The organism is Flavobacterium luteolum (genome assembly GCF_027111275.1).
Taxonomy (GTDB): domain Bacteria; phylum Bacteroidota; class Bacteroidia; order Flavobacteriales; family Flavobacteriaceae; genus Flavobacterium; species Flavobacterium luteolum.
This window is the reverse complement of the sequence record NZ_CP114286.1, coordinates 4,861,040-4,882,027: the sequence shown is the minus strand read 5'-3', so window position 1 is coordinate 4,882,027 and position 20,988 is coordinate 4,861,040. Positions and strand designations below refer to the sequence as shown.

The following is a 20,988-nucleotide window of genomic DNA, read 5'->3' as shown; positions in this document are numbered from 1 at the left end:
TTGTAAAAAAATAAATCTGATGAATTTTTTCAAAAAACTTTCGCCTTTTTACAATCTTGCTTTATTGTATTTTATTGTAAGTTTTACACTTAGAATAGTATTGCTGTTTCATCCCATAACTCAAAGCTCATTTGCTTTCTCTGAGAGTTTAAAAATCTTCTCATTAGGTCTATTATCTGACTTTTTTGTGTTTATTTTAGCATCAGCTTTCTTGTGGATGTATCTTGTTTTCATTTCTAATTCAAAATACAACAAGCCTTACGGATATATTATTCTTGGAGGTTTTGTAGCACTTTTAATTTATTTGGCTTCCGGAAAAAGCATATTTGATGAATATGGTGGTGCTCTGCCTAAGATCGTTTTGATTTTTGTTGGTGTAAAAACAATTCTATTTGCTCTTTTTCTTTTTCTTCCAAAGCATAAAACCAAAATAAGATTCTGGCTTTTTGCCTTTGTAATCTTTCTATATGTTTTATTGATTCTTCAAAATGCGATAAGCGAGTTTTTCTTTTGGAATGAATTCGGTGTCAAATACAACTTCATAGCTGTTAATTATTTAATATACACAAATGAGGTTATCGGTAATATTATGCAATCGTATCCTGTAGTTCCTATATTTTCTGCTTTATTTATTGTAACAGGAATTATTACTTATTTTATCATCAAGAAATCAAGAAATTACATCGACGACATTCCTAGTTTTTCTGAAAAACTAAAAATTACTGCTTTATACGCCGTTCTATTTGTTATTTCTCTATTTGCTGTACCAGGCTTGGCAAAAACGGAAAATTCAAAAAACATCTTTGTTAATGAATTACAATCTAATGGAATTTATAAATTCTATCTGGCATTTCAGAACAACAAATTGGATTATTTTAAATTCTATAAAACTATTCCAAACGATAAAGCTTTTGCAATTTTAAGACAAGAAATACCTGCTATTTCTAAAAAAAACACTTTACGTGAAATAAAAGAAGATTTACTAGAGCAACGTAAAAACGTCGTTTTAATCACCATTGAAAGCTTAAGTGCTGATTTCATGAAAATGTATGGGAATGAACAAAATATTACGCCATTTTTAGATAGTCTTGCACAAAAAAGTTTACTCTTTACCAATGTATATGCAGCAGGAAACCGTACAGTTCGTGGCCTTGAAGCTGTAACTTTATGCCTTCCTCCAACAGCTGGTGAAAGCGTTGTGAAGAGAGAAGACAATAAAAATAAATTCTCTACTGGATCTGTTTTTCTTCAAAAAGGCTATAACGTAAAATTCATGTACGGCGGAGATGCTTTTTTTGATAATATGCAAGATTTCTACTCCGGAAACGGTTATGAGATTATTGACAAGTCGAGCTTTGCTGAAAACGAAATTACATTTTCTAACGTTTGGGGAGTTTGTGATGAAGATATGTATAATAAAGCTATAAAAATCATGAATGCTGAAGCTAAGCAAAATAAGCCTTTCTTCAATCATATCATGACAGTTAGCAATCACAGACCTTTTACATATCCTAACAATAAAATTGATATTCCTGGTAATATCAAATCACGTGATGGCGGTGTGAAATATACAGATTATGCACTTCGTCAGTTTTTCAATCAAGCTAAAAAACAGCCTTGGTTTAAGAATACTGTTTTTGTAATTGTAGCCGATCACTGCGCATCGAGCGCAGGAAAAACTGAGCTTCCGTTAGACAAATACAGAATTCCAGCTTTGATATACACGCCAGATATGAAGCCTGAAAAATATACCAAATTGATGTCGCAAATTGATGTAATGCCAACTTTGTTTGGATTGCTAAATTTTGATTATCAAAGTAAGTTCTTCGGTAGTGATGTTTTTAAATCTGATTATCAACCGAGAGCTTTTATAGCAACGTATCAAGATTTAGGGTTAATTAAAGATGGAGTTCTAACTATTTTATCTCCAAAACAACAGATAAAACAGTTTCAATTAAAACTAAATCCTACGCCAGGTATAGCTCCAGAATTTCAAATTCATTACGATGAAATTCCTTTAAAATCTGAAAATGAAAGTTTAATTGACCACACCATTTCTTATTACCAAGCAGCTTCTTATGTATTGAAAGAGAAAGAATACCAGCATACTGGCTTAACAGGTAAAAATGATAAATTGTACGCAAAAGTTCGCTAAGCATAAACTAAAAAAAAGCGGCAAATTCATTGAATTTGCCGCTTTTTTTATTTACTTTAAGAAATATAGAAACTATTCGTTTTGGTTTTTCATTCCAAATAAATCTCCTTTTTGGTATAATTTTAAATCATCCTGCAAAAATTGATAATTTCTTTGTGTAACAGCTGGTGAGTCTAAATCACTTAAATCAGGTTTACCTGCATTTATCCAAGCAGTATACCAAAAACTTGCCGTTGCAGCAATTGCTTTTCTCATTTGGCTTTCAACCATTCCGTTCAATTGCTCGTGTAATTTTTTAGCATATTCATCAGAGAATTTAGAAGTATTGTATTTTGTTTTTGCGATTTTACCTTCTGCATCCATTTCAAAAACTTTATTCTCTGGAGTTGCAACTCTTAATTTCTTATCAATATCCAATAAAGGTTGTGCTAAAGTATGAGTATCATTAATCATATCCCAAATTGCTTTGTGAACATTAGCATAATACTGCGCTTCAGGAACATTTAATTTGTAATTTTTAACGAATAATTCCGGTAATCTGCTTTCCCATAGCGAGTGAATTCCTTTTTGATCAGTCAATTGCCCATCGTGATTTTTAGAAGTATGTAATGGCATATGAGCATCACCAATATAATGACCTAAATCTGCTGCAAGAAATAAGATTTCAGCTCTGTTTTTTTCTTTAAAAGCTTTAGTCAATTTCGCCATCATATCTTCAATATACCAAGGCAAAATTCCATTATCGCTTAAAAATTTAGCATCATATTTTTGTTTTGCTTCTTCTAATGTCTGTGGATAAGTGTCAGCCGAACCAAAGTTTTCCATATCAAAATAATGCCTTGGCCCTTCTTCTTTATAATTTAAAGCATACTTACGGATATCTGGAACCGAAGCTTCTTGTGTAATAAAATCAATGTGATTGTAAAAAAAGATCTGTAATTGTTTTGGTAAAGCCATTACAGCTGCTTTGTTAATACGCTCATGGCCAACATTTCCCCATGAAAGCATAATAAACCCAATAACTAAAGCCCCGAAAGCGATTAGTTTTGGTCTCATTTGGATTTTCTTCATTTGTTTTTTTTATTAGAGGGAGCAAATTTAGTTTTAATTAAAGAATACGCAAAAAATACTGTAATTAAGATTTACAAAATTTAGATTTTCGAGATTTTTCGCTCTAATAACAACAGAAGCTCATATTAACAATAATTTTCTTTATACATTTGTTTTCATAAACAAATACACTTTTTATGCGCCAGATTGTTTTAAATCTCTCCCTGCTAATTTCTTCTTTTTGCTTTGCACAAGAAACTGATTTACAGTTAAAAAATATCAGTGACACTATATTGAATCCAAAACGAACCCTCAAGGTTTCTGATCCATTTGACAGTGCAAAAACGACGCAAAAATTGTTTCCTGGCAACTTGTATCATCTTGCTGATAAAAACACCTTTATAAGCTGGAAATGTAAATCTTGTAAATCCGCTCCTTTTCTAGACGTAAACGGCGTTGAAGGAGATCAGCTGTTTCCATATACTGAAGGTGTTGCAACAAGGCTTTTAGCAAATATTGACTATTCAGACTCCAAAGGCAATCAATTTAAAATATTGGCATTTAACCATTCTATACATGATGAAGACGGACTCCAGACAGGACGTTTTTCTGGCGGATTATTAGGCTTGGCAAAATTTGCAAAAAATGGCAACTATTGGGAAATGAAATCTTTTCAGCCTGCAATTGCTGCATTTGGGGCTTTTGCGCAATGCCCAATTCCAAAATTGGTTGAAATTGGAGAAGACCAATATGCTTTATCGTTTTTACATGCAAATGGTGGCGCAGGTGCTCCTTACAACGGTTATTTTTACATAATTGCAGGATTTGACGGAAAATACCAACCTTTAATGGAAGTTGACAATTACTCACTTACAAATAGTGCAAGTTCAGAATGGTCAAGTTCTTACACTGTGATTACAGATAATAATAAAAAGTTTTTTAGAGATTTTAAAATTATTACAACAGGCTCATACAAAAAAGCCAAAGGAACAGAAGATGATTTTGAAGTTGATTTACCCGCTGAACTTACAGAAATGGCAAAAACTAAAAAGCAGTTTAACTTTATAATTGAGAGACATTATTCATTCAAAGGAAAATTTTACAAAATGATTGACAAACCAATTGTAAAATTCTCTAATGTAAAATAAGACTATCCTAAATACAGAATTGATACTAAAGCTAAAACTGCTATAAAAATCCAAAGAAAAATACCTTGAAGCAAAGGCTTTACTCCTACTGTTTTTAAAGTAGCAAAATTTAAAGTTGCTCCAATCAAAAACAAGGTTATGGTTAAACCAATTTTTGCTATACCAACAAGATGTCCTGTAAAAACAGCTGTTGACGGAACATAAGTATTTACCAGCATTGCTATAATAAACAAACCAATAAAATAAGGAATTTTGATTTTTGAATTCTTGCTTTTAAAAAGAAAAGCGGTCAAGATTGAAATGGGGATAATCCACAAAGCTCTTGCCAATTTTACAGTTGTAGCAACTTGCAGTGCTTCTGCGCCATATTTATTAGCAGCACCAACTACAGAACTGGTATCGTGAATCGCAATGGCACACCATAATCCAAAATCTTTTTGAGATAAATCTAATTGATGCCCGATGAACGGAAAAACAAATAAGGCAATTGAATTCAATATAAAAATAACTCCCAAGGCAATTGAAGTCTGATTTTCGTTTGATTTTATTACTGGTGAAATAGCAGCAATGGCACTTCCTCCACAGATTGCTGTTCCGCAAGAGATTAAATGGGATGTTTTTCTTTCTGTTTTAAGCCACCTTCCTAAAAGTAATCCGAAAAGTAAAGTGCTAAAAATTGAAAAAACAGTTAGAACAAATCCTTCTTTCCCCGCTGAAACTGCACTGGTGGCGTTCATTCCGAATCCTAAACCAACAACCGAAAACTGCAATAAAAACGTAATAGCTTTGTGATTGAATTCTACAAATGGATTCCCGAAAAGATTTACAATTAAAACGCCCAATAAAAGCGCAATTGGTGGAGAAATAATCGAAAATAAACATAATAGAATTACGGCAAGAAAAAGTACTTGCTGTACAGATTGATTAATTTCAAATAATTGTGCAGTGGTTTGTTCTTTTGTTTTCAAAATAAATGGGTATTGATATTATGTTGCAAAGTTCCGCTGTTTATATTGAAAACACCAATCGTAAATTGCAATAGGCTATAACTTCAAGTTATAATGAGTAGCCAAATTTTGAATAAATAATTCTGATAAAGAATCTGATTTTCCTTGTAAAGTAATAATATAAAAGTATCTTTCTACAGACAGTTTTTCTACGTCCAAAACAATCAACTCTTTGTTTTTTAGCTCTTTATTTACAGCATGAATAGACATAAAAGCAAAACAATCAGAGTTCAGCAAATATGATTTTATACTTTCCGTACTTCCAAGTTGCATTTCGATTTGTAAATCTGAAAATTTTAAACCTGCTTTCTTCAAAGCAAATTCTATAACTTCAAGTGTTCCCGATCCACGCTCTCGAGTTATGAATTTCATTGATTTTAAATCGTTTACCGAAATTTCATTTTGTTTAACAAATGGATTATTGCTATTGCAAACTAAAACCAATTCGTCTTTTAAAAACGGAATGTACTTTATAGATTGATTTTTGGACTGTCCTTCTACAATTCCGATCTCAATTTCTTTATTGATTAAGGCGTTTTCGATTTGCTCTGTATTTCCATTCAGTAAATTGACTTTTATGTCTTTTTGTTTCTGATGAAAACTAGCCAAAACTGGAGAAATAATATATTGCGAAATGGTAGTACTCGCTCCTAATCGCAATAATCCTTGCCGTTCTTTATTGAAAGAACTCATTTCAAAATCTATTTCGCGATAAATATCGAAAATACTTTTAGTATATTTTAAAAGGATTTTTCCAGCTGGGGTTAAAGCAATTTTAGAACCGTTTCGTTCGAAGAGTTTGGTTTTATACGTTTCTTCTAATTCTTGGATATGTTTGGAAACTGCCGGCTGCGTAATATACAATTCTGTTGCCGCTTTAGTAAAATTAAGGCGGAGCGCAACGGTATAGAAAACTTTTAGCCTGAAGTCCATAATCATAAATTTTTAATACGTAATCTACTTTCGTCCTTATTATTTTTTTTGCAATAAAATAATTTTAAAATTTATAACAAAAGCTCAGGTCGATACTCAAAATGCATTGTATCATAATGTTTCCAATTTCCTCCCCAAATAAAACCATATTTTTCGAAAATTGAAACTAGCTTGAGGGGAATTTGATTTCTATACGAAAGAGAAACTTCTTCATTTTTACATTTACAATCCCATTGCCAATAATTAGAATGTTTGACATTAATATCTATTGTCATTCCATAACTATGCATACTCAATCGGTTTGTTCCTGAAATTTTTCTCCAACTAAATGTACCCCCAATAGCATTAATGTATTTTTTAAATTCTGGATTATTATCTAATTCTGCAGAGAGTTTTTTTACTATTTTATCAATTCCATTTACGGTTGTTACTTTTATTTTTTGATTTACTAATTTTGGGCACCAAATAATTTCAGTCATTTTTGACTCTACTTCTGATTTTGAATTTCCGTAAATTTTCTTAAAAAAAGCTTCATTTCGAATTCTTCCTGCATCTTCCTTTGGAATTAAATTCTTATCTGCTTTATTATAAACAAACTTAAACTGATCCTCAATATCAGGATGATCTAATAATTCTTGATTCGTTTTATTCTTAAAATCATCATAACCTAAACTTGATTTATCACTAAAAATAATTTTATTGTCTTTATAGCCAATAATTTGATCTGGATATGCTTTAATTAATTTTTGAACATTCAATGGTATTTCTTGAGAAAAAGCATTTTGAAATATAAGGACTAAAAAAAAGAATCGTTTCATTTAAAAACGTTTTAATTGTGAAGAACTAAAAGTCCATTCGGGGGTTTTCAGAGAAGTTCCAAAATCGACAGCGTACCACGGACTCAAAGAAATATTATTTGGATTTTTCAATATTTGAATTTCCTGTGCTGGCATATAACTTTGTGCTAAAAGCATAATTTTCTGATTGTTTTTTGGATTCACAGCCATATCAACTACAATAACAGCATGGCCTGGGAAGCCTCCTTTTATAAAAACATCCCCGATTTTTATGTTTGAAACATTAATTGGTTTCAGTTCTTTTTCTAACGAAGCCGTTCCTGCATACATAAAAACCGTCTCTAAATATTTCCAATAAGTTTCATAACTGTCAGATGGTTTTGCAGTTTTAACCCAAGTAGTTTTGTTGCCTTTAATTGCAATTCTGTAACCTGCAGCCCATTTACTAAAATCAGCTCGAAAACCATTGGTAAAATTAAAATGTATTTCATCATACTTTTTTTGGTAATAAAAATAATCCGCTCGTAAACGCATCACAGCATCAGCACATTGATGCAAATCCTGTTTTCCAATGGGTAAATCCACAACCGCTTCATAAACGTTTCGATTTGGCTTTATAGTTCCATTAAAATACAAAACATTTGAACCCAATGGTTTCAATGGAAGATTTCGCAAAAAAAAATCAAATGAAGTTTTAGATTCCTCTTCTCTCACAAATCCCTGAGGCAGTTGAAAACGTTGCTGAATCTTGTTTTCTAAAAGATTGTTTTTGTTGGTATTATTTGTCTCTGAAAACGAAAAAAAGCAAAAGATTATCATCAAAATTGCTACAATAAAAAAGAATTTAACTTTCATAATTTTATGACATTTAATTTACAACCACAAGATTACAAAATGCTAGAAGAAATTCGACTATACTTTATCATAATAATCCGTTATATTTTCTTACAAACCATTCAACTGTTAATAAAGCAACAATAAAAATCAATAACCAAACCCAATCAATAATTGGAGTTTTACTTGAAATATTTTTTTCTATTGATTTGTATTCTTTATTCTCTAAAAGTATATTAATCAATTGATCAGCTTGATTTTCGAAGAAGGCTTTACCTCCTGTTTGTTGCGCTAATTGCTGTAATTTTTGTACATCTGGGTTTACAAATTGTTTTTCGATATCAAAATCTAAGATTTCAAAATGACTTGCATACGAAGTATTCGAATTCAATTCTTTTACTGTAAAGTTATATTTTCCAGCTGGAAGCCCTTCTAAATTGGCAGAAAAAGAATTACTTCCTTTTAGCAAATCATAATTTTTAGTTTGTTTGGTTGCTACATTTACCACACTAATTGTAAGTCTGGCTTTTTCGTCAAACTCATAATTTTTATTGAAATATTGCGCGTTGATGATAATTTCTTCTCCAGAATTATAGAAACTTTCGTGTGTTACTACCAAAGATTTTTTTGAAGCCGATGATGCTAAATATTGAACGATTTTATCAATAAAAACATCGTATTTTTCAAATGATTGATTATCAACATGACTTTGCAAACGCCATTTCCAGCTGTTTTCTCCAAGAAGAAAAGCGGTTCTTTTTCCTTGATTTTCGACAAAAGCCAACAATGGAGCATTTGTAGAAACATTTCTAATTTTTGACGAAAGTAAAACAGATACATTTCCGTTTGTACTTATGTTTCCGAACGGATTTTGTAAAGGCGGGAAATTTTCAAAACCAATATCATCGATGGCAAAGAGATTAAAGTCCGGATGGAATTCGCTAAGAAAATCTTCGCGCTGATTGCTCATTTTAAAAATCAGATTGTTTTGCTGCTGATTTAAAAAATTGAAATCGGTGTTGTTTCCTGTTATAATAAAACTATTTGTTCCTTTTAATTTATTATTGTCAAATATTGGTTTGAAAGCTGTTGTTGGCTGATACAAAACTAAAACAGAAATATCTTGTAAGTCACTAACCTGATTTGGTTTAACCAATACCACTTTACGTTGTGCATTAACTTCAATTGAACGTTTTAAGGTTGCAATATCTGGATGATTTATAGCCGAAACAATCGCAATGGTTGATTTTTGATCGATAATTTCAACTGCGAAATTTTTGATGTTGTTGTAGCTGTTTTTTTCTTTAGCTGAAGATTGGATACTTGCTTTATAAATCTGTAATCCGATTTTATCTGCGGGCAACAATAAATTTAAAGAAGCTGTTTTCTTTGATGGCGAAAACGAAAGTTTTTCTTTTGCTACAACAGTATTTCCTTGTGAAATGGTAAATTCTGCATTAGCAGTTTTGTCGCCAGCGTATTGCAGAAAAACTTCGACAGGAAATTTATTTTTATGAAAAGCGTATTTGTTTACGTTGAGCTGATTGATTTTTAAATCAAAAAAAGTAGTTGTATCTCCCACAACCAAAGGATAAACTTTATTGACAGGATCGAATCTATACACATAGTCGTTTCCTGTAGTTTGATTTCCGTCTGTAATGATTACGGTTGGAAAAATCAGGTTTTTATTAATGCTTTTTAAATTCTTTGCCGCTTCATCTAAATTGGTTTGATTTCCCTTAAAATCAAATTTATCTGAAGTTTTAAAATCATTATCAAACTGATAAGACTGTATTTCGAACTTTTCTTTTAAAGCAGGATTTGAAACTAGTTTTTGATATAATTCGACTGCTTTCTTATCCGATTTTAAAGCTACAATTGAACTTGAGTTATCGACAACAATTGCCAAAGGCGTTTTGGTAATCTCTAAGGAGTTTTTAGAAATTATGGGATTAATCAATAAAACCAATAAGCCGAAAATGGCTAAAAAACGTAAAAAAGCCAAAAGCACCATCACATTGGATTTACTTTTGGCTTTGAAAAAATATTGAAAGTACGATAAACCACCAGCAATTACTAAAGAAAGCAATAATAAAAGAATCGTGTTTGTCGTCATAATTTATTTAGTAATAGGAAGATTAATAATTCAAAGATTTCAAAACCTTTGAACCTTTGCAACTTAGTACCTCAGTACCTTATGTTAGCATTCCTCCGCAAACATTAAGAACTTGTCCTGTAATGTATCCGCTCATATCTGAAGCAAGGAATAAACAAGCATTTGCTACGTCTTCTGGAGTTCCTCCGCGTTTCAACGGAATACCTTCTCTCCATCCTTTTACTACATCTTCTGATAATTTTGCAGTCATTTCAGTTTCGATGAAACCTGGAGCGATTGCATTGCAACGAATGTTACGAGAACCTAACTCAAGAGCTACAGATTTTGTAAATCCGATTGCACCAGCTTTAGAAGCTGCGTAGTTTGTCTGACCAGCATTTCCAGAAACTCCAACAACAGAACTAATATTGATAATAGATCCTGCTCTTTGTTTTAAGAAAGTTTTCTGAATCGCTTTTGTCATATTGAAAACCGATTTCAAGTTTACATCAATTACTTGGTCAAAATCTGCCTCAGACATACGCATTAATAGGTTGTCTTTTGTAATTCCAGCATTATTGATTAAGATATCTACAGTTCCAAAATCTGCTAAAACAGCATCAACAAAAGTCTGAGCTTCGTTAAAATCTGCTGCGTTAGATTGGTATCCTTTCGCTTTTACTCCTAAACTATTTAATTCTGCTTCTAAAGCTTCTGCAGATGCAGCAGATGAGCTGTATGTAAAAGCAACGTTTGCTCCGTGTTTAGCAAAAACTTCAGCAATTCCTTTTCCAATTCCACGGCTTGCACCAGTAATAATTGCAACTTTTCCTTCTAGTAATTTCATATTAAGGTATTCGTTTTATTTTTTGAATTACAAATATAGATTATTTGAGCATTTAATAAAATTTGTAATCCAAAAATTGGCTTAAGAATTTTAGATGCTGCTAAAACAAAAAAAACAGCTCATAAAAATGAGCTGTTTCCCCCAAAATAAAAAAACAAAACTAAAAAAGTTTAAATGTCATTTTGTTTCGTTATAAAAAATATAACAATCATGATTACTGCCATAAATAACATTCTGAAAATCGAAGTTTTAAATTCGTTTGTTTCTTCTACTTTATCCTTTTCCCATTGTTTGATAAGATTCCAAATCATGATAGGAAAAATTACGATTATTGAGATATACAAATAATATCTAACGTATTCGTAGTAATATTCATTTATAAGTAAAAGAATAAGGCCCCATAAGAAAATTGCAATAGTCGCCGGTGTTACTATTTTTTTAATCATAATATTCATTAATAAAAGTTAAATAGTTTTAATTCAGAAATTATGTTTGGTAAAAGCAGCTCAAAAAATGAGCTGCTTTTCTAAAATAAAAATTATTCTTAACTAATTATTGAAATGCGTAAGTAGTTAATCTAAAACTGCTTGACGCACCTGTAAAAGTGTAGATTGTATTTGATGCACCAACTTTAAAACTTTCTTTAGTAACATATAAACCTTTTGGATCCATCAATTTATCATCAAAGTTTTTCAATAAAGGATCTGCTGGAATAACCGCAGTTCCATTATGCCATAATGAATGTTTTAAAATAATCGTTTTATTAACAGCATCTTCAGTAATCGTTGCTCTGTGATAAACTGTTGCTTTTCCGCCTGTAAAACTGTACATGATATCGACAGTACGATTGTTAAAGAAACTAAATTGTACTCTATTTACTTTTGCTGCCGATGCGTTGTTAATTTCATTTAACAATAATCTGCACAATGGCGTATTCGATGGCGCATTTCCTAGATTCGCAGCAATATAACCATAAGCTGTTGATGGTGCTCCAGGCGCTGGCAAAGTCACTTTGTAATCATCTGTAAGTCTAGGTGGTACATTTGAATACATGATAGTAGCCTTAACCCCATCTTTTCCTGTAGCCACAAAAGTGTTTGTTGCGCTGTCGTAAACAAAATCGGTAAGTTTTTGACCTTTCACATCTAGTGGAAGTTTGGTATAAGCTCCCTTTGGATTGAATGAGAATGCAAGGTCATAACTTGTATTAACAGCTGGATCTAAAGGATATCCTGTACCAAAACGCGCACTTGTGTTATAATCAAAATCATAGTTTTTAGTTGTGGTACCATCATTTATTGCTAAAATTCTAAATAACGGACTATTCATATCCCCCGTAATAGCTTTGATAATTGGAACGTTTCCTGGCAAGTCAGCCCAATCTTTTGGTGTAGCTTTTACAAAACGAAGAAAGTGGCTATTTCTATTTGTTCTGAAAATAATGTCACCATTTTTTTGTCCATAGTAATAAAACTGAAAATCTCCTAAATATCCTTTCGCAAGAAGTGCTGCAGTAGGATAATTACTGGCATCTGATAAAAGATGGATTCTATTCTGCGTGCTAAAAACTAAACTCACAGTACTTCCAACCTGAAGATCATACTGACTTTGATACGTTTTCGTATCAATTTCATCATCTTTACCTGTAAAATCTGATGCCATATCTACTTTCATATTTGGCAAAAATTTAAACAGATGTGTCCATCCTCCTAATTGTGTACTATCAGTATAATAAACTGCTTTCCAACCATCTGCTGATGAAAGCAATAAATCGTTTAATTCCTTTTGACGTCCACTTAATCGATCAGTGGCATTTTGATCAAATTTTGCATCAACTTCTGGACTTGAACATGATCCCAAAAGCAAAGCTGCAAAAGCGATCGTTAAGCACTTATATATATTTTTTACTTTCATAATATTGAATTTTATAAAAATTTATTGTCCTTAATTATTTATTACAGCATCTGTATTTTTTTGAGCTTCGTCTCTTAATGCGTAAAAGTCTATATTGAAAGAATCTTTATAATATTTAACCACTAAAGCTTCTTTTGCTTTAATATTATTTCTCGCATTAACATCTGTAATACTTGCTAAAATGGCATCGTACTCTGCTTTTGAACTAGTTAATATAGTAGCTGCAGTTTCTGCAAAATCTTCATATATGTTTAATCTAGCATAGCTTGTAATAAAGCCTAAAGATCTAGAGGTTGCAATTGCTTCTGTATACCATGTAGTAGTATATCCAGAAGGGGTTAATTTTGCCCAAGCTTGCTCATCAAAAGGTTTAGTTTGGTTTAAAATATGTACGTATTCGTGCTGAATAGTATGGATAAATTGCGTTACACTAGATCTGCTCTTTTTGTTAAGATTATCAACCTGAAAAAGAGAAACTCTTTGACCAGCTTCTGCAAGCCCAAGCGTTACAGTACCATTTGTATTCAAGTTTATACCCCCAACAAGAACAAATTCTCTTGGAGCAATTTTTTTCACAAAATCCTTTCCCCCAATAGTACTATAACTATCAATCCAGATTTTCTTTACAACTTCCATTGCTGGCTGCACTTTAGCTCCCTGTGGAGGATATAAGTATTTATTTTCGTCTACCATATTCTGGTTCCATTCGTAATACACATTGATATTGTATGGACTTAAGAAATTTGTACCAATCCAATTGTCTAATTCTGTTTTTTGTGGTGTAGAAAAATCTAACTGGCTTTCTTTTGGCTGATCTTCGTGTGCGCATGAAGCAAGCAACAAGGCGCCCGCAATAACTACTGTTTTATATGTTTTGAATATCTTCATAATACTTTCTAATTAAAAATTTACCTAGGATTTTTTTCAATACCATTATCTGAAGCTCTAAGTGGTATTTGCAACGCTCTTCTTTTATCATCCTTTTCTAAGACGTTATTTTTTACCACTTTTCCAAATTCAAGAGTATTATGTGTCACCACAAGATTAAAACGTTTGACATCAAACCATCTAAGACCTTCACGGATAAAATCTCTTCTTCTTGCTTCAGTAATTAATTTGATATAAGATTTTTGAAGATCTGTTAGTGCATAAAATGGTGTAAATTCATCTGCAATAGCTGGATATTTGGCAGTAACAATCGCTTCATTTAATATATCTGTTGTCGCATTGTATCCAGAAGTTCTAGTTCCTAAAAAGTATGCTAATTCTGTATTCACTTCAGCAATTCTGTTTTTCATCAATAATGCTTCAATACGGTTTAAATACATTTCGTCATTACTAAATAATACAGAACCAGTAAAAGGTTCACCTGTACGAGATGTCAAATTCGTGTATTTGAAATACTCATAAAGCTTCGGAACAAATACGTTGACACCTCCAAAATACTGTCCATTTGGTCTAATCAAATGAGGTTTTGCCCAAATATTAGTTTGCGTACCAAATATCTCATCAGATCTATTTCCAGGAAGTGCAAATCTGTATGCTGCTGATCTATTAGCAATTGAGTTTGGATAAGATACCAATAAATTAGTTTCTTGTTCTACTCTTGAATATTCAATTGCCATTTGAGCATAAGGCACTGCATTGAAAGCAGTATAATTTCTAATTTTTGTTGGTTTAGAACCAAGTCCTTCAGAATATTCCAATACCTTATCCCAATCTCCTTTTATTAAATAAAAACGGCAAGCAAATGCTTTAGCAGCTTCTAGAGTAAAATGATATTTAGGTTCTTTATATTCGTTTGTGATGTATTTCATTCCTTCATTAATATCCTGCTCAATAAAGTCGAATACTTCTTTCACAGTGTTACGCTTATATTTTACCAATAATTCCGTTTCCGGTTTAGTTATATAAGGAACCCCTAAATCTGTTGCCGCAGTAGCAGGGTTATAACGATTTGCCCATAATGAGACTAGCATAAAATGATTGTAAGCTCTTGTTATTAAGGCCTCTCCTTTTAATGGATTAAGAGTCTCTTTTCCTCCAAGCTTTTCGATAGAAACCAAGGCTTGATTGGCAGAAGCAATTGCCTCATAAGATCCAATCCAGAATGAATTTTCACTATCAGTTCCAATTTGGCTATGCATTTCCCAGTTGTAGCTCTCTTCGTTAATTACACTTACAGATTGTTTTGATTCTGTGTCAAAAACGTTATCTGACATGACCTCTGCAATTGGAAAGTATGAGCTACTTGGATAAGCGGTTACTAATAATTCAGATATTTTTTCTGGCGTATCTATCTGTGTTCTATTATCTGGCACTTCTGAAAGAAAATCATCACAACTGCTAATAGAAACCAGTAATAACAATGACAGTGCTATTTTTATATTTTTCATAATCAATTTAGTATTAGAATGAAATATTAATTGCAAAAGTATATTGTGCCGTAATTGGGAAAGCTACCCCTCCTGTGTTACGGAATTCAGGATCTTGACCGTTTAATTTTTTATCTGAATAAATCAGCCAAGGATTAACTGCTGAACCTTTCAAGGTGAAAGTTGACAATCCTAATTTTCTCTTATAATCACTTGGAAATTCCCAGCCTAAAGAGATGTTTTTTAAACGTACGAAATCACCACTTGCAATTCTAACATCAGAGTAATTGTAAGTATTGTAAGCAATCTTTAAATCACTATCACCATAATTTCTATTCATTAATTTATCTGCAATAACAGGAACATTAGTATAATTTTCGTCTCCTGGATTAATCCATCTGTTTGCAAAATCTTTTGTAAAAACTGTCTGATCTGTGTACTTGTTGCTATAAACAGGGTTTAATCTTACTTTGTTTCCTCCAGATCCAACAACAAATACATAAAGTGACCAGTTTTTGTATGTGAATGTGTTAGCAAAACCAATAGATTTGTTAGGTTCTACAGATCCTTCATATTTCAAATATTTAGTTACATCATTTGTATCTTGGAAATTGGCATCTGTTATATTGTTTTCTGCTCCATCTTGCAAAATAAAAGTTGGAAGACCTTCATTATTTAAACCTGTAAATTGGTAAGAATACAATGAATTTCTTGGGTGTCCTACTGTGTTTCCTCCGTTTGTAGCAATCAAATCAAAAACAGCTGGTTTGTTAGCCAATTTTGTAATTTTTTGATCATAAACAGAGAAGTTTACTGTAGTAGACCATTTAAAATCTTTTGAAACAATGTTTTGAGTTGTAAAACCAACTTCAAGACCTTTAGTTTCCATGTCTGCATTATTACCTTGCTTGATAGATTCTCCACCTACACCAGATGTAATTACGTAATCGATCAAATCGAATGCTTTACGACGATAAATATCTGTTGTAAACTGTACTCTATTTCTAAACATTCCAAGATCTACCCCAATATTTGTTTCATATTGTTTTTCCCAAGTCAAGTCTTTATTCTGTAAATCTTCTATACGAATTGCATTTTCTCTATCTCCAACAGCAAAACGGTCTGTGATAAAGCTTTTATAAATTGCCAATGAATTTGTTGCTGGTCCAGCTGTTGCTGTTAAACCATAAGAAGCTCTAAGTGCCAATGTATTGATAGGCTCAACATCTTTCATAAAACTTTCTTCTTTAACATTCCACTTACCACTCACAGTATAAGTTGGCAGCCATCTAGAAGAACCAACATCTCCTTGTCTATTTGACCCGTCATAACGACCTGTTAAAGAAGCCGTATAACGACGATCGTAAGTATATCCTACTTTACCAAAGAAACCAACAGTACGCTCTCTTTCTGCTCCAAATTCATAATAAGAGTTTCCTTCATTTATTAATTTTTCAATCAATTTTGGATCAACAAAAGAAGTAAGACCTTTTTCGAACTGAATACCTGCTGCAGTAAAATTGTCATTATTTCTATCTACAGATCTAAACTCTGTACCTACGAATGCTTCTAATTCATGTTTTTCATTAAATGTATTTCTGTATGTAACACTATTTCTAACATTATAAGAAGTCATGTCGTTAGTAAACTTTCTTAAGAATCCACCATTTGGCAATACCGAAACTTTAGGCGCTGTTAAATCATTTGGATTTTGATATAAAAACACGTTATCTTTCTGAATTTGAGTATTCAAAGTTGCACCAACTCCAGCATTGTAAGCCCCCACTACGTTTGAATCTTCGTAGATTTTGTGTTCTCTTGAAGTATTAGCATAACGTGCTGATGCTGTAAGATTATAAGATAAGTTCTTGTTGATTTTATAATCTAAATCAGCTTGAAAACGAATATCATTTACTTTGATGTCTAAAGTATTATTTTCTAACTCGTTAAGAATATTCATTGGTGCCCAGTTATTTTGATAATATTCACGATTTCCATTATCATCATAAGGTCTTAACGTTCTGCTTGTACTCAATACATAATTAAATGGGTTAATATCAAAATCTCTAGTTACTTTACCAAAAACAAGATCATTCTTGCTATCGTAAGCACCTGGAGCTTCTTGATCACGCATCGATCCTAAAGTCGATAACGTAATATTTAATTTGTCGTTAATGTAGAATGTCCCTTTAATGTTGGCTGACAATTGTTTTACATTATCTGCCACTGTCCATCCTGGATCTGTATAATATCCTAGAGAAGCATAAAAAGTATTATTTTTTCCTCCACCAGAGAAGCTTAACGAATGATTTTGAGTGATTGATGGTCTAAATAAAACTTTAAACCAATCTGTATTAGCCAATTCGTACTTTTTCAAGAATTGGTTAATATATGGCTGTTCATTTCTAATTCCGAATTGACCATTTGAACTATCGTACAAATTAATCTGTTTTGCCAAAATACCATAAACACCACTAAATCTAGCCGTTAATGATGAACTTTGATCTAAATAGCCTTTTGCTCTCATTTCTTGGAAAACACTCATAGATTCTTGAGAGTTTAAGATATCAAACTGAGTATAGCTTGGTACTGTTCTAACTGTATTCTCTACAGAATAGTTAATTTTTAAAGGAGAATCTCTACGACCTTGTTTTGTAGTAACAACCACAACCCCATTTAACGATCTTGAACCATAGATCGAAGTAGCAGACGCATCTTTAAGAATTTCAATGCTTTGAATATCATTTGCATTTAAACCTGCAACTGCAGAACTTAATAATGTAGCTGAGTTTCCAGATGCTAAATCAGCAAATGTTACATTGATAATATCTTCTTGAACAACACCATCAATAACCCACAATGGCTTTGTATCACCAAAGATAGAAGAAGATCCACGAACCGTAATTTTTGGAGTAGCACCAAAAGATCCTGTTACGTTTTGTACCGTAACTCCGGCAGCTTTACCTTCAATCATTCTACTAACATCTACGACACCATCAACTTTTAATTCAGCTCCAGAAATCTTACTAATTGCCCCAGTAAATGTTCTTTTTGAAGTTTTTTCGTAACCCGTTGTAACAACAACCTCTTTAAGATTCTGACCTGTCTCAGTTAAAACCACAGTTGGTGTAGGATTATTAATTCCGATTTCTTTTGTCTCCATACCCACATAAGAAATAACTAAACGGTCCACGTTTGCAGGCATTTCAATAGAGAAATTTCCATCAAAATCAGTTAACACAGCAGTTTTTGTTCCTTTTGCCATTACAGTAGCTCCAGGAAGAGGTGATCCACTTTGATCTGTAACTTTTCCTTTGATGATAGGTCCGAAAGTCAAAATTTCAAACAAAGAATCGTGATTATTTGCGTTTGAAAAAGAAACAGCACTCTTTTGAAGCACAATCTGATTACTCACTTCAGAAAAAGTAATATTAAAAGGAACCAGCACTCTGCTCAAAATACTAGCAAGAGTTTCTTGATTTGCTTCTATACTAACTTTCTCTCCAAGCTGAGGAAGTCTTGAGTTGTAGGAAAATTTTACATGAGCAGATTTTTCGATTTTCGATAAAGCATTGTCTAAAGTTAGGTTATCAACTGTAATCGTGACTTTAGTATCTAATTTTTTCTGCCCATTTACATTATTTGCGAGAGTAACACTTGAAAACACAAGCGCTAACACAAACTGAAACAGCGTTATTTTCATGATTTGGTGAAGTAATCGTTGCTTGACAACAGGTTTTTTCATAATTTTGGTTTGTTTTGATTAATACTATTCGAGTGTATTTTAAGAAACATCATAAATTACCCTTTACAGAGAGTGATTTATTCAGATTTAAGTGTCGTTAATGTTACAGCATTCTCGGCACTTTTTTTTTATGTATTAGTTTTTTTACATAGGCAGTTATAAATTATTTTTTAGTTTTTGAATTAGTTTAATTTTGGATTTTTTTGTTTTTATTTTTGATTGAATTTAGAACTCTAGTTACAGCCAGAAGTCGTAATTACAATCTGATTTCCGTTCATTTCATAATTAGTGTCGTTACCGATACTTTTACAAATTATTTTTAGTTTTTCGGCCAGTGGCTGATCACTCAATGAAGTCGTTAATCGACAGTCTTTCAGTTTATCGTGAGGAAAATCAATATCTACCAGATAAGCCTGTTCGATAGTTTCAAGAATTTGAGCTACAGGGATATCAGTAAATTCAAAACTTAATTGTTCGATATTTCGAACACTGCTCACTAAAATTGGATCTTGGGTAATATTGGTAATTTTATTAAAAACCAATTCTTTACGAGCAAAACGCAATGCTTGATTTGGAAGAAGAACAATCTCCTCGTTTTCGGCGCTTCGAACCAAATCATTAGACTTTACCTTTACTTTACCGGTGCGAACAAGAACTTCAACATTCTGCTGATCTGGATAAGCCTTAATCCTAAAGCTTGTTCCAACAACACGAGTTACAATTTCGTTAGCGTAAACAAAAAAAGGCTTTTTAGGATTTTTACTAATTTCAAAGAAACCTTCGCCGGATAAATACACCTTTCTTTCGTTTCCGGTAAAGATCTTAGGGTAACTTAATTTACTATTTGGCTGCAATAAGACGGAACTTCCGTCAGACAAAGTGACGATCTGTGATTTTTCAGAGTTGTTAGTTTGTTCTACTAAGCCTTCATCATTATCCAGAATAAGTTCGTTATAAGTAACTACATTGTCAGTAGTTGCTATATTATTTTTAAAAAACCAAACAGAAAACATACCAACTAAAACAGCTGCTGCAACACCGCTGATCCAATATCTCTGTATTTTAAGTTTTTTAATTTTTGAAGTGTTTTGAGAAAGTTTTTCTCTTTGTTCAATCTTTCGCCAAGTTTCCTGCAAGGCTTCATGAACTTCGTTTGAAGACAACTGAGATTTTGGAGCTCTCATTGCTAATAGGACAAGTCGTGCATCTTCAACAAGTTTTGCTCTCTGAAGATTTTCCAGTGTCCATTCCTCCCAGCCTTGCTCATCAACTTTAGATAAAATCCATAATTGAAAAGATTCATCAGCCAAGAAGTCCTCTATTTCGGTATAATTGTTACGTTTTTGCATCTTACTATTAAGGTTACAAAAACATAGAGGACAGTTTTTTTATTATATACTCACCTATTTAAGATTTTTTTTTGATTTTTTCTTAAATATTTAAAAAACCCCTGAAGATATAAGGACTAAAAGCGGAATACTTCCCTTCCATTCCTTGCGAAGACTCAGCAAACCGCGATGAAGAAGATTACTAGCAGATTGATAATTAACATCTAGTAAATCTGCTATTTGATCTACACTCAATCCTTGGTGGTAGCGCAGATACAAAGCCTCTTTCTGACGACCAGGAAGATCATTTAGTAACTTATTCAAAAGGAGAACACGTTCGGCTGTGACTTCATCCTCAACCAAATCATTTTCTATAGAAAAATCAAAAAGAAATTCCAAAACATCTGTAGTTGTCGTTTTTCTAAACACATGATCTCTTTCGTGCAAACGCGCAATCCTTTTTCTAACGCTGGAAAGTAAATACGCCTTAACTATAACATTATCCTGGAGAGAATCACGATAAAGCCAAATATCAGCAAAAACATCTTGAATACAATCTTGCACCTTTTCCGCATACGGACAAAGTGAATTGCCATAACTGATTAAGTCTTTATAGTATTTTTCAAAAAGTAAAGAAAATGATTTCTCATTACCGTTTTTTACATTATTCCATAGAATAAAATCATCTAAAATTTTATTTTTCAAAATTTGGCTCATACAAAAATACTTTAAGGCGTAAATATCAAATCATTTCAAGTAA

The 20,988-nt window shown here is 32.3% G+C and carries 16 protein-coding genes; 2 read left to right on the top strand and 14 right to left on the bottom strand.

Annotated elements, in window-relative coordinates; translation table 11 throughout:
- Positions 1 to 19 precede the first annotated feature (19 nt).
- Positions 20 to 2,155: an LTA synthase family protein gene (locus OZP10_RS20745; RefSeq protein WP_281632571.1), complete on the top strand. Its 2,136-nt coding sequence runs from the start codon at positions 20 to 22 to the stop codon at positions 2,153 to 2,155.
- A 72-nt stretch (positions 2,156 to 2,227) separates the two neighbouring features.
- On the opposite strand, the gene OZP10_RS20740 is transcribed toward OZP10_RS20745, so the two are convergent.
- Positions 2,228 to 3,226: a zinc dependent phospholipase C family protein gene (locus tag OZP10_RS20740; RefSeq protein WP_281632570.1), complete on the bottom strand. Its 999-nt coding sequence runs from the start codon at positions 3,224 to 3,226 to the stop codon at positions 2,228 to 2,230.
- A 176-nt stretch (positions 3,227 to 3,402) separates the two neighbouring features.
- On the opposite strand from OZP10_RS20740, the gene OZP10_RS20735 reads away from it, so the two are divergent.
- A complete protein-coding gene (locus OZP10_RS20735; protein WP_281632569.1) occupies positions 3,403 to 4,353 on the top strand; it encodes a hypothetical protein in 951 nt (316 codons plus the stop codon).
- A gap of 2 nt (positions 4,354 to 4,355) precedes the next feature.
- On the opposite strand, the gene OZP10_RS20730 is transcribed toward OZP10_RS20735, so the two are convergent.
- The 13 genes from OZP10_RS20730 to OZP10_RS20670 form a co-directional block, all read right to left on the bottom strand.
- Positions 4,356 to 5,321 (bottom strand): YeiH family protein, encoded by a 966-nt coding sequence (locus tag OZP10_RS20730; protein ID WP_281632568.1) that lies wholly within the window; start codon positions 5,319 to 5,321, stop codon positions 4,356 to 4,358.
- A 75-nt stretch (positions 5,322 to 5,396) separates the two neighbouring features.
- Complete coding sequence (locus tag OZP10_RS20725; RefSeq protein WP_281632567.1) at positions 5,397 to 6,293, bottom strand: LysR family transcriptional regulator; 897 nt, start codon at positions 6,291 to 6,293, stop codon at positions 5,397 to 5,399.
- Between the two features lie 71 nt (positions 6,294 to 6,364).
- A complete protein-coding gene (locus OZP10_RS20720) occupies positions 6,365 to 7,111 on the bottom strand; it encodes a M15 family metallopeptidase (RefSeq protein WP_281632566.1) in 747 nt (248 codons plus the stop codon).
- Entirely contained in the window at positions 7,112 to 7,945 is an 834-nt protein-coding gene (locus OZP10_RS20715) for a DUF4846 domain-containing protein (RefSeq protein ID WP_281632565.1), read from the bottom strand.
- 67 nt (positions 7,946 to 8,012) lie between these two features.
- Positions 8,013 to 10,040 (bottom strand): hypothetical protein, encoded by a 2,028-nt coding sequence (locus tag OZP10_RS20710; RefSeq protein ID WP_281632564.1) that lies wholly within the window; start codon positions 10,038 to 10,040, stop codon positions 8,013 to 8,015.
- A 79-nt stretch (positions 10,041 to 10,119) separates the two neighbouring features.
- Entirely contained in the window at positions 10,120 to 10,866 is a 747-nt protein-coding gene (gene fabG / locus OZP10_RS20705) for a 3-oxoacyl-[acyl-carrier-protein] reductase (RefSeq protein WP_111369193.1), read from the bottom strand.
- Positions 10,867 to 11,036: 170 nt separating this feature from the next.
- Positions 11,037 to 11,312 carry a hypothetical protein gene (locus tag OZP10_RS20700; protein WP_281632563.1) on the bottom strand — a complete coding sequence of 92 codons (276 nt, stop codon included), beginning with the start codon at positions 11,310 to 11,312 and terminating at the stop codon, positions 11,037 to 11,039.
- Positions 11,313 to 11,418: 106 nt separating this feature from the next.
- Complete coding sequence (locus OZP10_RS20695) at positions 11,419 to 12,780, bottom strand: DUF4302 domain-containing protein (RefSeq protein ID WP_281632562.1); 1,362 nt, start codon at positions 12,778 to 12,780, stop codon at positions 11,419 to 11,421.
- A gap of 30 nt (positions 12,781 to 12,810) precedes the next feature.
- Complete coding sequence (locus tag OZP10_RS20690) at positions 12,811 to 13,668, bottom strand: zinc-binding metallopeptidase (protein WP_281632561.1); 858 nt, start codon at positions 13,666 to 13,668, stop codon at positions 12,811 to 12,813.
- A gap of 20 nt (positions 13,669 to 13,688) precedes the next feature.
- Positions 13,689 to 15,176, bottom strand: coding sequence for a RagB/SusD family nutrient uptake outer membrane protein (locus OZP10_RS20685; RefSeq protein WP_281632560.1), 1,488 nt, complete (start codon positions 15,174 to 15,176; stop codon positions 13,689 to 13,691).
- 13 nt (positions 15,177 to 15,189) lie between these two features.
- Positions 15,190 to 18,900 (bottom strand): SusC/RagA family TonB-linked outer membrane protein, encoded by a 3,711-nt coding sequence (locus OZP10_RS20680; protein ID WP_281632559.1) that lies wholly within the window; start codon positions 18,898 to 18,900, stop codon positions 15,190 to 15,192.
- A gap of 233 nt (positions 18,901 to 19,133) precedes the next feature.
- Positions 19,134 to 20,249 (bottom strand): FecR family protein, encoded by a 1,116-nt coding sequence (locus OZP10_RS20675; protein WP_281632558.1) that lies wholly within the window; start codon positions 20,247 to 20,249, stop codon positions 19,134 to 19,136.
- A gap of 90 nt (positions 20,250 to 20,339) precedes the next feature.
- Positions 20,340 to 20,945, bottom strand: coding sequence for an RNA polymerase sigma factor (locus OZP10_RS20670; RefSeq protein WP_281632557.1), 606 nt, complete (start codon positions 20,943 to 20,945; stop codon positions 20,340 to 20,342).
- Positions 20,946 to 20,988: the final 43 nt, after the last annotated feature.